At 44.5% G+C, this 14,210-nt stretch carries 11 protein-coding genes; 7 read left to right on the forward strand and 4 right to left on the reverse strand.

Annotation, left to right across the window (positions count from 1 at the left end):
- Positions 1 to 118: 118 nt before the first annotated feature.
- Genes BACPLE_RS14425 through BACPLE_RS14445 form a run of 5 tightly spaced genes read left to right on the forward strand, consistent with a single transcriptional unit; the run spans position 119 to position 5,813 of the window.
- The gene (locus BACPLE_RS14425) at positions 119 to 838 is read left to right on the forward strand and encodes an ABC transporter ATP-binding protein (RefSeq protein WP_007563257.1); all 720 of its coding nucleotides are present in this window, start codon (positions 119 to 121) and stop codon (positions 836 to 838) included.
- Positions 839 to 848: 10 nt separating this feature from the next.
- Complete coding sequence (locus BACPLE_RS14430) at positions 849 to 2,099, forward strand: ABC transporter permease (protein WP_007563258.1); 1,251 nt, start codon at positions 849 to 851, stop codon at positions 2,097 to 2,099.
- 2 nt (positions 2,100 to 2,101) lie between these two features.
- Entirely contained in the window at positions 2,102 to 3,346 is a 1,245-nt protein-coding gene (locus BACPLE_RS14435; RefSeq protein WP_007563260.1) for an ABC transporter permease, read from the forward strand.
- Between the two features lie 31 nt (positions 3,347 to 3,377).
- Positions 3,378 to 4,475, forward strand: coding sequence for an efflux RND transporter periplasmic adaptor subunit (locus tag BACPLE_RS14440; protein WP_007563262.1), 1,098 nt, complete (start codon positions 3,378 to 3,380; stop codon positions 4,473 to 4,475).
- Positions 4,476 to 4,478: 3 nt separating this feature from the next.
- Positions 4,479 to 5,813, forward strand: a complete 1,335-nt coding sequence (locus BACPLE_RS14445; protein WP_007563264.1) for a TolC family protein — start codon at positions 4,479 to 4,481, stop codon at positions 5,811 to 5,813.
- A gap of 189 nt (positions 5,814 to 6,002) precedes the next feature.
- Here BACPLE_RS14445 and BACPLE_RS14450 read toward each other — a convergent pair whose 3' ends face one another.
- On the reverse strand, positions 6,003 to 7,415 hold the full coding sequence (locus BACPLE_RS14450) for a methyltransferase RsmF C-terminal domain-like protein (protein ID WP_007563266.1): 1,413 nt from the start codon (positions 7,413 to 7,415) through the stop codon (positions 6,003 to 6,005).
- Between the two features lie 74 nt (positions 7,416 to 7,489).
- Between BACPLE_RS14450 and BACPLE_RS14455 the strand changes: the two genes are divergently transcribed.
- Positions 7,490 to 8,284 carry a thymidylate synthase gene (locus BACPLE_RS14455; protein WP_007563267.1) on the forward strand — a complete coding sequence of 265 codons (795 nt, stop codon included), beginning with the start codon at positions 7,490 to 7,492 and terminating at the stop codon, positions 8,282 to 8,284.
- Between the two features lie 17 nt (positions 8,285 to 8,301).
- Positions 8,302 to 8,796 carry a dihydrofolate reductase gene (locus tag BACPLE_RS14460; protein WP_007563269.1) on the forward strand — a complete coding sequence of 165 codons (495 nt, stop codon included), beginning with the start codon at positions 8,302 to 8,304 and terminating at the stop codon, positions 8,794 to 8,796.
- Between the two features lie 11 nt (positions 8,797 to 8,807).
- Here the strand turns inward: BACPLE_RS14460 and BACPLE_RS14465 are convergent, their stop codons facing one another.
- The 3 genes from BACPLE_RS14465 to rhaM all read right to left on the reverse strand — a co-directional run bounded on the left by BACPLE_RS14465 (position 8,808) and on the right by rhaM (position 14,201).
- Positions 8,808 to 9,287: an Lrp/AsnC family transcriptional regulator gene (locus BACPLE_RS14465; protein ID WP_007563271.1), complete on the reverse strand. Its 480-nt coding sequence runs from the start codon at positions 9,285 to 9,287 to the stop codon at positions 8,808 to 8,810.
- A gap of 190 nt (positions 9,288 to 9,477) precedes the next feature.
- Complete coding sequence (locus BACPLE_RS14470; RefSeq protein ID WP_040313252.1) at positions 9,478 to 13,788, reverse strand: hybrid sensor histidine kinase/response regulator transcription factor; 4,311 nt, start codon at positions 13,786 to 13,788, stop codon at positions 9,478 to 9,480.
- A 98-nt stretch (positions 13,789 to 13,886) separates the two neighbouring features.
- The gene (gene rhaM, locus BACPLE_RS14475; RefSeq protein ID WP_040313315.1) at positions 13,887 to 14,201 is read right to left on the reverse strand and encodes an L-rhamnose mutarotase; all 315 of its coding nucleotides are present in this window, start codon (positions 14,199 to 14,201) and stop codon (positions 13,887 to 13,889) included.
- Positions 14,202 to 14,210: the final 9 nt, after the last annotated feature.

The raw sequence follows: 14,210 nt of genomic DNA on the forward strand, positions 1-14,210 counted from the left end.
CGGACAAAAGTAAATAATCAGTAAAAACAGAGCAAATTTTTAACGCATTATTTTTCGGAGCATTTCACTTTTCTTATTTTTGCGAAACCTGATAAATGAATAAATTCACACAAACCAAATGATACACTTAAAAAACGTTCACAAAACCTATTACAACGGCACCCCCCTTCATGTACTTAAAGGTATTGACCTCCACATAGGAAAAGGGGAATTTGTTTCCATTATGGGAGCTTCCGGCTCCGGAAAATCTACCTTGTTGAATATTCTAGGTATTCTGGACAACTATGATTCAGGAGAATATTATCTGAACAATGTACTGATTCGCGACCTGAGTGAAAGCAAAGCAGCCGAATACCGTAACCGTATGATTGGTTTTATTTTCCAGTCATTCAACCTTATTTCTTTCAAGAATGCGATGGAGAATGTAGCTCTTCCCCTGTTTTATCAAGGGGTAAGCCGGAAAAAACGTAATCTGCTGGCTATGGAATACCTCGATAAGCTGGGATTAAAAGAATGGGCTCACCATCTTCCGAATGAAATGTCGGGCGGACAAAAACAGCGTGTAGCTATTGCACGAGCATTAATATCAAAACCTGAAATTATTCTGGCAGACGAACCGACCGGAGCGTTGGATAGTAAGACATCGGTGGAAGTCATGCAGATTCTAAAGGAACTGCATGAAAAAGAAGGGCTGACCATCGTAGTAGTAACCCACGAAAGCGGAGTTGCCAACCAGACCGATAAAATCATCCATATCAAAGACGGACTGATAGAGCGCATAGAAGACAACATTGACCACAATGCATCTCCATTTGGCAAAAACGGATTCATGAAATAAAACACTAACCATGACAGAATTAATACAAGAAATCTACGGAACCATCATGCGCAACAAACTGCGCACCTTGCTGACCGGTTTTTCCGTAGCATGGGGCATTTTCATGCTAATTGTATTATTGGGAGCCGGAAACGGTCTCATTCATGCTTTTGAAAACCAGTCGAAGGGCATGATTATGAACTCCATGAAAATCTATCCAGGCACGACCTCACAACCTTACAAAGGTATGAAAGAGGGCCGCAGCATTTACCTGAAAGAAAGTGACCGCGAACTTACTGCTACATCATTTCCAGATCACATCATTCACACCGGTGCGACCGTCAGTAAAGGAGATGTCATTCTTACTTACGGAAAAGAAGCTGTCAGTATCGGAATCAACGGAGTCTTTCCTAATTATCCTTCACTTGAAGCTATCAAAATTAAAGAAGGACGCTTCGTTAACGCACGCGACATGGAGGAGCGACGAAAGATCATCGTACTACATGAAAAAACGGTAAAGAATCTTTTTCCTCACACTTCTCCTATCGGAAAGTACCTTAATGCGCAAGGCGTACCTTATCAGGTGGTAGGCATCTACACTGACCAGAATAGTTTTTCTCCTTCTGCTCTCGTTCCGTTCACTACCCTGCAAACCATCTATCAAAAAGGCGACAGCATAGACAACATCACGTTTACGACCAAAGGCCTGACTAATGAAGCGACCAACGAACAGTTTGAAGCGGAATACCGACAGGCTTTAGGACTGAAGAAACAATTCTCGCCTACCGATGAAGGAGCCATCTGGATATGGAACCGGTTTACGCAATATCTTCAACAACAGACGGCTACCCAAATCCTGCATACTGCCATCTGGGTAATCGGAATCTTTACCCTGCTCAGCGGTATCGTAGGAGTGAGCAACATCATGCTGATTACCGTCCGCGAACGCACACACGAGTTTGGCATCCGCAAAGCCTTGGGAGCCAAACCCGCTTCCATCCTCTGGCTGATTATCTCGGAAAGTGTGACCATCACGACTTTCTTCGGCTACATCGGCATGGTGGCAGGCATTGCCGTGACGGAATACATGAATCAAGTGGCAGGCAAACAGACCATGGACATGGGTGTATTTTCGATGACCTTTTTCGAAAACCCAACAGTAGACTTATCCATCGCCATAGAGGCTACCTTGACATTAGTTATCGCCGGTACACTGGCCGGACTCTTCCCGGCAAGAAAAGCAGCCAGAATCCGACCTATTGAAGCACTTAGAGCAGATTAATCATGAGACGATTTGATTTAGATACATGGGAAGAAATTCTTCTCACTATCACCCGCAACAAAACCAGAAGCTTTCTGACTGCCTTCGGTATTTTCTGGGGAATATTCATGCTGATTTCCCTGATGGGAGGTGCCAAAGGATTACAACAAATGCTTTCCCGACAGTTTGAAGGCTTCGCTACCAATTCCGGCTTTTTAGGTACAAACAAGACAAGCAAGGCCTACAAAGGTTTTCAACAAGGCAGATACTGGGACTTGGAAAACAAGGATGTGGAACGTGTGAGAAAACAGGTCAGTGAACTGGAAACCGTGACCGCCACCCTCGCCAAATGGGGTATCAATGCCATTTATAACGAAAATAAAATCTCAGGTACGCTGAAAGGACTTTATCCGGAATACCAGAAAATAGAAGAACCGAACATCGTGTTCGGACGGTTCATCAACGACGTTGACATACGCGACCAGCGAAAAGTCTGTGTGATTGGAAAGCGTATTTACGAGACCTTGTTCCCGGGAGGAGAAGACCCTTGCGGAAAGTTTATTGAAGTCAATGGCATCTACTACCGGGTAATCGGAGTAAGCATGGCGGTAGGAAATATTTCCATACAAGGCCAGTCCGAAACGTCGGTCATCATCCCGTTTTCTACCATGCAACAGAACTATAACTTCGGACAGAATGTGCAGCTGCTCTGTTATACGGCCCGTAAAGGATACTCCATCGGTGAGGTAGAGAAAAAGGTAGAGCAAGTGGTCAAAAAAGCCCACCTGATTCATCCGGACGACGGACAGGCCGTTATTTTGGTCAACGCTGAAGCCATGTTCAGCATGGTAGACAACCTGTTTTCCGGCATTCGGATTTTGGGATGGATGGTCGGCCTCGGCACCCTGCTGGCCGGAGCCATCGGTGTGAGCAACATCATGATGGTTACGGTTAAGGAACGGACCACCGAAATCGGCATACGTCGTGCCATCGGAGCTCGTCCGAATGATATCTTGTCGCAGATTCTCTCCGAAAGTATGGTACTGACCATCCTGGCTGGTATGGCGGGAATCTCCTTCGCCGTATTTTTATTAAACGTGACGGAAATGGGAACCTCCACCCCCACTTCTCCCACTGAATTTCAAATCAGTTTCTGGGAAGCTATCGGCGCCTGTCTACTCCTGCTAGTTTTAGGACTGTTAGCCGGACTTGCTCCTGCCTACCGCGCCATGAGTATCAAACCCATTGAAGCCATACGCGACGAATAAATAAAACCACAAAACAAAAACCAAAGTTGATATGAAAAAGTACATCAAGATTATCTCGCTGATAGTGATTGCACTCATCTTTATCGGCACATTTGTATTTCTGTACCAAAAGTCACAACCCAAAGATACGGTTTATGACATTCTTCATCCTCAAACCACAGACTTGGCACAAATCACCGTAGCTACTGGAAAAATTGAGCCACGCGATGAAGTGCAAATCAAGCCACAGATTTCAGGCATCATATCCGAGGTCTACAAGGAAGCCGGAGAAACGGTAAAAAAAGGAGAAATCATCGCCAAAGTCAAGGTAATCCCCGAATTAGGTTCGCTCAACTCTGCCGAAAGCCGCGTGCGCCTGGCCGAAATCAATGGCCGTCAGGCTGAAACCGACCTGGAACGTATGGAGAAGCTTTACAAAGACAAACTGGTAAGCAGTGAGGAATATGAAAAGACCTTGCTGGCCGCCAAACAAGCCAGAGAGGAACTCCAGGCTGCCAAAGATAACCTGGAAATCGTGAAGGAAGGTATCACCAAAAGCAGTGCCTCTTTCAGCAGCACACTGATTCGCTCTACAATTGACGGATTGATTCTGGACGTTCCCATCAAGGTCGGCAACTCGGTTATCATGAGCAATACGTTCAACGACGGTACCACCATCGCCACCGTGGCCGATATGAGCGACCTTATCTTTAGAGGAAACGTAGACGAAACAGAAGTGGGACGTATTCACGAAGGAACTCCTGTAAAAATCACATTGGGAGCCTTGCAGAACATGAAATTCGATGCCGTATTGGAATACATCTCTCCAAAAAGTGTAGAAAATAACGGAGCCAACCAGTTTGAAATCAAGGCCGCCATCACGGTACCCGACAGTATCACCATCCGTTCCGGCTACAGCGCCAATGCGGAAATCGAACTCCAGCGGGCCAACAATGCCCTGACCGTACCAGAAAGTACCATCGAATTCAGTGGTGACTCTACTTTCGTATATGTGCTGACGGACAGCGTACCGACACAGAAGTTTACACGCCGACAGGTACAGACCGGTATCAGCGACGGAGTGAATATCGAGATTAAAAGCGGGCTGAAAGCCAACGAACCGATACGCGGACTTAAAAAAGAAATGTAAGCCATGAAAATCAATACAAAACTACTGACCGTACTGAGCATCAGTATACTGCTGGCCAATGGCACACAAGCCCAGGAGGCATGGGACTTGACTCGCTGCATCGACTATGCCATTGCTCATAATCTGACCGTCAAACAACAGGAGGCAGCTCGTGACAAAAGCGAAGTGGAACTGAATACTGCCAAATGGAGCCGTCTGCCCGACCTGAACGGTAGTGCCTCTCACTCTTTCAACTTCGGACGAAGCTTGCAGGCCAACAATACGTACCAGAGTATCAATACCCAGAACACCGGCCTCAACCTGAGTACAAGCGTACCCTTGTTCACCGGTATGCAGATACCCAACAACATTGCGCTCTCCAAACTGAACCTGAAAGCGGCCACCGAAGACTTGAACAAGGCCAAAGAAGACATCAGCATTGAGGTAGCCTCTGCTTACCTGCAAGTGTTGTTCAACGAAGAACTGGTCAAGATAGCCCGGCAGCAGGTAGAGTTAAGCCAGGAAATGCTGACACAAAAGGAGGCCTATTTCAAAAATGGAAAGGCGTCTGAAGCGGAATGGTATGAAGCCAAGTCGCGCGTGGCACAAGACCAATTGTCACTGGTGCAGACTGAAAACGACTACCGTCTGTCTCTGCTCGACTTAAGCCAGCTGCTGGAACTGCCCTCTCCCGACAATTTCCGGATTGTCTCTCCCGACATCCAGCCGGAACAACTGTTCGGTACACTGACTCCTCCTGCCGAAATCTACAGTCAAGCTTTACTGACCAAGCCGTCCATCAAAGCCGCACAATACCGTCTGGAAGGAGCTGCACGCAGCATCCGCATTGCACAAAGTGCCTATTATCCGCAACTAAACTTCGGAGCCGGACTGGGAACAAGCTATTATAATGTATCGGGAAGAGAAAATCCGAGCTTCCACTCTCAGTTGAAAGATAATTTCAGCCAGTATGTAGGCCTCTCGTTAAGCATCCCTATCTTCAACCGACTGAGCACACGCAATCGGGTACGTACGGCGCGCATTGAACAGACAACCTTAAATTGGCAGCTGGAAGAAACCAAGAAGAAACTTTACAAGGAAATCCAGCAAGCCTACTACAATGCGGTCAATGCGGAAAGCAAATACCAAAGCAGCCAGGTGGCAGATGAAGCAGCAGAAGCCTCTTTCAAGCTGATGAAAGAAAAATACACGCACGGAAAAGCAAATGCTACGGAATACAACGAAGCCCGGACCAACTGGATGAAAGCTGTATCCGACTGCGTACAAGCTAAATACGATTACTTGTTCCGTACCAAGATACTGGATTTCTACAAAGGAATTCCCTTAACCCTAAAATAGAACAACTTTCTATATTTCAGAAAGTTACAAAAACTTCATCAAAACGCTTTAGCTCTTTCAGAAAAACATCTTTATGTTTGGATGAAAACACCAAAGCGTTTTGATTAAAATGAACTTGCGTTTCAAATAAAGCGTACTTGCGTTTGATTTGAAACGCACTTGTGTTTTATGACGAATGTAAAGAGTTTTTTATCCGAATAAATCCGGAATAATTTCCGGCAAATATCCGCTTCGGATTCGCCACTCCTGCGGGTACAAGTTATTGGCCCGGTTACCGATATTCTTGGCAAATCCTAATACCTGACCTTGATAAGTAAGTGTCACATACCCTCTCGGCACTTCCGGTGAAAGCACTACCGCTTCTTTCCGCAAATAAGCAATGGCCTGCGGGTAAGTCAGTTCAGCCATCGGAAACGAATCTCTCTCAAAAACGGTACTCATAGCCAGGGCATGCGAAGGCTGCCAGTCCTTTCCCTTCAATTCTCCCAAAGAGATTCCGGCATGCAGTATGCGCAGCTGGCTCTTCAGCAGGTCATACGTATCTTTATAGGCAGCAGGAAAAGCCATCGCTTCACTGTCATTTACTTCAAACACATAGTCTCCGGCTCCCTGCACCCAGGCTTTCATTTCCTTAGGTACTTGAAGCGCAACCACCTTACCTCCTTTTCCTTTTTTGGAAGCCTTCCCACCGGTCTTTGTCCGCATACTTACCGCGGGTTCATCCGCTGTTTTCTGCAGAACTGCCAGAAACAGGCCCTCGCCCGTAGTTTTATGAGGCAGGAAACGATAAACCGGAAACTCCGTACCGGTCAGATTTCCCGTAATGTGCCAGTCCGGCTGCATTTCCAAAGGAAGTACTTCTGCTCCAAGTTCTTGAGCAATCCATGCCACATTATCCTCATTTTCCTCCCGATTATATGTGCACGTGCTATAAACCAGCAGGCCTCCGGTCTTCAGGCAAGGCCATATATCCCGTAAGATACGGCGCTGCCGTTGCCAGCAGGTATCCACATTCTCTATGCTCCACTCCTGCACGGCCACTTCATCTTTGCGGAACATTCCTTCACCCGAACAGGGCACATCTGTCAGAATCACATCGAACAACGGTCCTAACTCTGTAAAATCAGCCGGATCATTATTGGTTACAATCACCCCCGAATTTCCCCACTTTATCAGATTCTCGGCCAGCACCTGCGAACGGTTGCGCATCACCTCATTGGCCACCAGCAAGCTGCCTTCCGGAAGTACGCTACGGGCCAAGGTAGATTTTCCTCCCGGAGCCGCGCACAAATCGAGCATCGTGACCGGCTCGTGCACATACTGACGTAACGCCTGTTCCAGGAACATGGACGAAGCTTCCTGCACATAATAGCAGCCCGCATGAAACAAGGGATCGAACGTAAACGACGGACGACCGGACAGGTAATATCCTTCACGGCACCAGGGCACAGCTGTGCTTTCCTGCGGAACAAGGTCACTTTTATCCGTATTCATCCGAATACTGACAGGCGTATCTTTTCCCAATGCTTCAGCCAAAGCAGCAAACTCCGCATCTCCCAGCAACTGACGTGTACGGAGGATAAAATCAGAAGGTAAATTCATGTTTCCAGCAATTGATTACGGCGGCAAAAATACAAAAAAATTAGCTACCTTTGCACAAACAAAAAAATCCAATCATGAAACAATATCTCGATTTGTTGCACCGCATCCGTACGGAAGGAGTACGAAAAGAAGACCGTACCGGAACGGGCACCATCAGCGTGTTCGGACATCAGATGCGCTTCAATCTGGAAGAAGGCTTTCCGCTTGTCACGACCAAAAAACTTCACTTGAAATCCATCATCCATGAACTGCTCTGGTTCTTACAAGGAGATACCAACGTGAAATACCTGCAAGAAAACGGGGTCAGAATCTGGAACGAATGGGCAGACGAAAACGGTGATTTAGGGCACATCTATGGTTACCAGTGGCGTTCATGGCCGGGTTATGACGGCAAGTTCATCGACCAGATTTCGGAAGCAGTGGAAACCATCAAGCATAATCCCGACTCACGACGCATCATAGTCAGTGCATGGAACGTGGGCGACCTGAACAACATGAATCTTCCGCCGTGTCATGCATTCTTCCAGTTTTACGTAGCCAACGGACGTCTCAGTCTGCAAATGTACCAGCGCAGCGCCGATACCTTCTTGGGAGTACCTTTCAACATCGCATCGTATGCCCTGTTGCTGCAAATGATGGCACAGGTAACCGGCTTGAAAGCGGGCGACTTTATTCATACACTCGGCGACGCTCATATTTACCTGAATCACCTGGAACAGGTAGACCTGCAGCTCACCCGTACCCCGCGCCCCCTGCCTACCATGAAAATCAATCCGGACGTGAAAGATATTTTCAGCTTCCACTACGAAGATTTCCAGCTGGAAAATTATGACCCCTGGCCTCATATTGCCGGAAAAGTATCTGTATAACATTAAAACCCTCAGACATGACACTATCCATCATTGCAGCCATCAATCAGAAAAGAGGAATAGGCTATCAGAACAAGCTGCTCTACTGGCTGCCAAACGACTTAAAACGCTTCAAGGCACTGACCACCGGACATACCATCATCATGGGACGCCACACGTTTGAATCTCTTCCGAAAGGAGCTCTCCCCAACCGGAGAAACGTGGTACTCAGCCGTCAGGAACTGCACTTTGAAGGTGCGGAATGCTTCCACACACTGGCCGATGCCCTGCATACCTGCAAGGAAGACGAAGAGGTATTTATCATCGGAGGAGCTACCCTCTACACGGAAGCACTCCCACTGGCCGACTGCCTGTACCTTACAGAAGTAGACGATGAGCAGGCACCCGCCGATGCGTTCTTCCCGGAAGTAAGTCCGGAGTTATGGAAAGAAAAAAGTAGAGAATGCCATCCGACAGACGAAAAGCATCTCTACTCCTATAGTTTCGTGGATTACGAACGTACGCAAAAATAAGCCTCGCGATTTTAATCTTCATCATTCGCCAGATCCATTATCGGCATCTGGCGCTTGATAGCTTCACGGAAAGAAATAATTGTTTCCGAGCGCGACAAGCCCAACGGTTGAAGTTTATCGTGGATAATTTCCAGCAAGTGATGATTGTTCTTCGCATAAATCTTGATGAACATGTCATACTGCCCTGTCGTAAAATGACATTCCACTACTTCTGGAATAAACTTCAAAGCTTCCGTTACAGTATCAAACTGCTCCGGATCTTTCAAATACAAACCGATGTAAGCACAGGTTTCATAACCTATCTTTTCCGGGTCAATGATAAATTCTGAACCTTTCAGAATTCCAAGGTTCGTCAACTTTTGAATTCGCTGATGAATAGCGGCTCCTGATACATTGCAAGCACGTGCTACTTCCAAAAAAGGAATACGTGCATTGCCTGCGATCATACGCAGAATTTGTTCGTCTAAACTGTCTAATTGATGATGTCCCATCTTCTATGTTTTTGTATTCATGCAAAGGTAATACTTTTTCTTCATACAATTTCAATATTTATTACTTTTACATGCCTTTAACCATAAACTTTGCAGAAGGACCGACATTTTTCATCAGATATTTATAATATCGGCCGCTCATTTCTAATTTTTGCAAATTCCAAATAGCAAAGAAGAATCAACCTCCAGCTTATTCTTCTTTGACTTCAGAATCAGCATTTGCTTCTTTTTCCTTTTCCCCTCTTCCTCCTTTCTGATAGACGGAAGGAGTCACACCAAACTGCAGTTTAAAACATTTACTAAAATAGAACGGATCGTTAATTCCTACCTGGTACGAAACTTCGGCCACCGTCAGATTCTCCGGAGAGGAAAGCAGTTCTGCCGCTTTTTTCATTCGCATAATACGTATGTATTCATTGGGAGAATAACCTGTTACCCCTCGCACCTTACGGTAAAAGATAGAACGTCCTACTCCCATCATGGAAGCAAACTCATCCACGGTAAACTGAGGATTACCAAGTTGCGTTTCCATAATGCGCCCCATCTTTTCTACAAAGAATTTATCCTTATCAGAGGAACAAAGAGCCGGACGCACCTGATTCGGGTCATGCGAGAATTTCTCCTTCAGTTTTTCACGCTGTTCTATCAACTTAAACGCACGTGTCAACAACAGTCGCGGACTAAACGGTTTCGTGATGTAAGCGTCGGCTCCACATTCCACTCCTTTCACATGATTGTCTACAGAAGTCATGGCCGTCAGCAGAATAACCGGAATATGACTGGTATTAAAATCAGTCTTCAATTTCCGTGTCAGTTCAAAACCTGAACATCCCGGCATGACCACATCACTGATAATCAAGTCCGCATCATAATTACGCGCACGTTCCAATCCTGCATCTCCGTCGGCTTCTGCTACAACCTCAAAATATACCCCCAGCTCCTCTTTCAGGAATTCACGCACATCATTATCATCCTCCACAATCAAGACCTTGTATTTATTCAGCGGATTCACCGGAAGAACTTCCTCCAGTCCTTCTTCATCTTTCAATACCACATCTGCCAAATGCTTTTCGGCCCTCTCTTCTTCACGCAGAAGTACATTGTTCGGCACAAGAAAATCTTTTTCTTCATATACAGACTTATCCGTTGGCAAAGTCACAATAAAGATGGAACCTCCTCCCGGATTCTCTTCATACGTAATTGTTCCTTTATGCACATTGACCAGTTCATGTGTCAGATGCAGACCTACTCCTACACTGTCACCAGAGAAATTACTTTGCATGAACCGCTTGAACAATTCTCCCCGTTTTTCTTTAGGAATGCCGACCCCCGTATCAGACACACTCATTTTCAGTTTACCGGCCGCTTCGTCTACATTCACCACAAACTCAATCTTTCCTTTTGACGGAGTGTATTTAAAAGCATTAGACAAAATATTATATACTACCTTATCTACATTTCCCTTATCAATAAACATCCGGTACGACTGGCAAGAAGGAATAAAACGGAACTCCATGTTTTTTGATTCTGCCGCATCCTTGAAGCTCAAATAAATTTCATACAGGAAAGCTATCACATCTGTCTCTTCCAGTGACAAGGCCAGTTTATTATTCTGCATCTTACGGAATTCAAGCAACTGATTAATCAGACGCAACATACGTTCCGTACTCTTGTCCATAATCTTAAGAGAGTATGCCATCTCCTTAGGTACTTTCAAACGGTGAATTTTCTCCAACGCACCTTGTATCAACGTCAACGGCGTACGGAACTCATGTGAAATATTGGTAAAGAACACCAGTTTGTACTCAGTAAGCTGTTCCTCTACCTTAATCTTGTTGCGCAAAGTATTCATATTACGTATAATACGGAATACAATGTACAACAATACAGCTATCACTATCACATACAAAATATAAGCCCACGGTGTTTTCCAGAAAGGAGGATTCACCACAATCTTCAATACTGACTCCTCCGCTCCCCATAATCCGGAAGCATCAGACGCTTTTACATGAAGATAATAGGTCCCGGGAGAAAGATTTTTGTAAGCCGCAAAGTTCAATGACGAAGGAACACTCCACCCCTTATCATAGTTTTCAAGCTTATAACTGAATTTAGAACCTCCAGCTCCCGAATAGTCAAACGTAGAAAACTCTACCACAAAAGAACTTTGATAATACTGTAAATTTACCTCTGAGGCATAAGCCAAAGACATATCCAAGGGAGAATCCGGTTCATCGGGACTGACAGAAATGCCATTCAACCGCAAATCTGTAAATGTAACTTTCGTTTTACTTTCCGGATGTTTCACTCTACGCGGATCAATCACCGTCAATCCATAGTTTGTACCAAAGGCAATACGACCGTCATCCAAACTTAGTCCACAATTCTCTGCATACACATTGCCCAGCATATTTGTAGAGAAAAAATAATTCTCGAACGTCTTACGAAGTGTATCAAAACAAGAAACACCAAATTCTGTGGTAATCCATATTTTACCATTCATATCCGGCACAAAAGTTTGTACCATTCCGTTAACCAAACCATCTTCCGGTCCAAAATGCTCAAACTTCAGTTGACTATAATCCCCGTTTTTCGGAAGAGAACAAACCGAAAATCCGGCTCCCGATTCTGCTACCAGGATATGCCCTTTTCCGTCAGAAGCAATACTCCGGATTTCGTTACTTCTCAGCATTCCGTTATCAAAGGTATAGCTATAATAAGCAGAAGGATCTTTCAACAGCTTATCTGGATGGAACACATAAACACCTTCACTGGTTCCAACCCAGATCCAACGGTTATTATCTTCAAAAATCACCCGAACCTGACGTTGTCCGTAAGTAGAAGTTAAAAAATGGCGGAAACTATAACCCGTCTTACCCGGAATAGCTAAATCAAGCCCTCCTTCAAAAGTTCCAACCCATATACGGTTTTTGCTGTCTTTCAACAAACAAAAGACTTGATTTGACCCCAAAGAAGACGAATCAGAAGGATTATGTGTATACACATGATTGCCTACTATCAGTCCTTTCGTACGCGAAGCATACCATTGAACTCCATCCATATCCTCCACTACTGCATAAATATTACTCCCATAAGCAGTTTCTTCCTTCTTGTTATTCAAATGTGAATCATATGCATACATTTTTCCATCACGGGTTCCAAGAATAATATCTCCCGAAGAACGACGATGTAAGGTACGCACCGTATTCGAACGATTAAACTTCCCTTCTCCAGCCGGGAAAATACGAAGCGTACCTTCATTCAAGACTTCCAAACGGGACACACCCGTATATTCAGAACTTACCCATATATTGCCAGAATGGTCTTCTATGACACATTGCAGAAAATCAGAGCCAATCTGACTTTGCGTATTGTCTGAGTCGGCCACGATATGTTTCATTTGTCCGTTTGCCACATCATATACAAACAGACCATTTCCATAAGTTCCAATCCAAATAATTCCACGTGAATCGTGTACCACATAATAACGTTCCCGATCCACATAATTGCGTTTCTCTTCCGGCATCAATAAAAAAGGTGTCACCTTCCCCGATTGTGAGTCAATCCAAGTCAGCACTCCATTATTTCCATAAACCCACGATTCTCCTCTATTATCTTTAATAACCTTCGCTCTTTTTATTTGAAGTGCCTCTTCGGCCAAAGTCAAAGCATTCGTATCAAAGTCAAAACACCACGTGCTGGTACCACTAAAAATCAGCCATTTCTTACCTAATATCAGGTTATCATAATAAGTAAAATCTCCTTCAATAGAAACTTCCTTTTTTAATGCCCCATTCCGGAAAGTATAAACCCCTCCTTTATTTGCCAAAAAATAGGTTTTCTGCCCATAAACTGCTATTTTCCTAAACTCCATACGCTCATCTACCGCATGGAGTTTCTTTCCATCCCAATAATAAAGCCCTTTTCCTGTGGCAATCCAGACCCAGCCTTCTGCACCCACCCTCAAATCGCGAATAAGATTTGACGCAAGCCCATTACGAGTATCGAAAGCAATTGAGGTAAAAGTACGGTCCTTCTGATAACGTATTAACCGACATCCTTCTCTTTCTCCCGTTACCCAAGCTTCATTTTTATTGACAAAATAGACATTCCAATAATGACGTAAATATTCACCACTCCCCGTAAAATCTACAAAACAGTCTTTTTTCAAATCGTAGCATCCTACCAACTCGCCAGTTGTTTTTATCCATAAGAAACAATTTTGATCCTCTACAATTTCCTGTACACGATGATCCGGCAAGGAGGGTTTATTTCCTTTTCGAGGACGGAATGTAACAAAAGAAGTTCCATCAAAACGACTAAGGCCATTAAGGGTACCCATCCAGATAAATCCCTTACTGTCCTGATACATATATCTGACCGAATTGTTCCCTAGCCCAGATGTAGTTGTAAAACGAGTGGAACGTACATCCACCGAAGCCTTAATACCTTCTACACACGATACTATTAAAAAGAATACGAAGAAGAATAACCTGTTCATTCCGCCTTATTTTGTATGAATTATTTGCAAAAATATAAAAAAAGTGCATCACTAAAAAAGCCATGCACTTTTTTCATTCTTTGTATTGAACTGCCTGCTTAATCCATGTGGAAAACCTCTGGCAAAGGAATGGTAACCGGAGAATTGTCAGGATTTACTTCCATAATGTCGGCCATATAATCCCACCATTTCTGCACAATCGGGTTATTTCCCATATCCTGTGAAGATTCTTCACCTTTCGTTTTCTGGCAAGCAAACAAGATATTGGTATCTTTATCCCAATAAATAGAATAATCATACACCCCATTTTCAGACAACATCTGTTTCAATTCCGGCCAGATAGCTGCATGACGTTTTTCATACTCTTTTTCAAATCCTGGTTTCAGGAACATTTTAAAAGCTTCACGTTTCATAGTACCTCC

The organism is Phocaeicola plebeius DSM 17135 (assembly GCF_000187895.1).
Lineage (GTDB): Bacteria > Bacteroidota > Bacteroidia > Bacteroidales > Bacteroidaceae > Phocaeicola > Phocaeicola plebeius.

Bases quoted from the DNA above. Each gene is read 5' to 3' on its own strand.
- BACPLE_RS14425 (WP_007563257.1), top strand. From the start codon at position 119: ATGATACACTTAAAAAACGTTCACAAAACCTATTACAACGGCACCCCC.
- BACPLE_RS14465 (WP_007563271.1), bottom strand. From the start codon at position 9,287: ATGGGACATCATCAATTAGACAGTTTAGACGAACAAATTCTGCGTATG.
- BACPLE_RS14470 (WP_040313252.1), bottom strand. From the start codon at position 13,788: ATGAACAGGTTATTCTTCTTCGTATTCTTTTTAATAGTATCGTGTGTA.
- BACPLE_RS14430 (WP_007563258.1), top strand. From the start codon at position 849: ATGACAGAATTAATACAAGAAATCTACGGAACCATCATGCGCAACAAA.
- BACPLE_RS14450 (WP_007563266.1), bottom strand. From the start codon at position 7,415: ATGAATTTACCTTCTGATTTTATCCTCCGTACACGTCAGTTGCTGGGA.
- BACPLE_RS14435 (WP_007563260.1), top strand. From the start codon at position 2,102: ATGAGACGATTTGATTTAGATACATGGGAAGAAATTCTTCTCACTATC.
- BACPLE_RS14460 (WP_007563269.1), top strand. From the start codon at position 8,302: ATGACACTATCCATCATTGCAGCCATCAATCAGAAAAGAGGAATAGGC.
- BACPLE_RS14445 (WP_007563264.1), top strand. From the start codon at position 4,479: ATGAAAATCAATACAAAACTACTGACCGTACTGAGCATCAGTATACTG.
- BACPLE_RS14440 (WP_007563262.1), top strand. From the start codon at position 3,378: ATGAAAAAGTACATCAAGATTATCTCGCTGATAGTGATTGCACTCATC.
- rhaM (WP_040313315.1), bottom strand. From the start codon at position 14,201: ATGAAACGTGAAGCTTTTAAAATGTTCCTGAAACCAGGATTTGAAAAA.
- BACPLE_RS14455 (WP_007563267.1), top strand. From the start codon at position 7,490: ATGAAACAATATCTCGATTTGTTGCACCGCATCCGTACGGAAGGAGTA.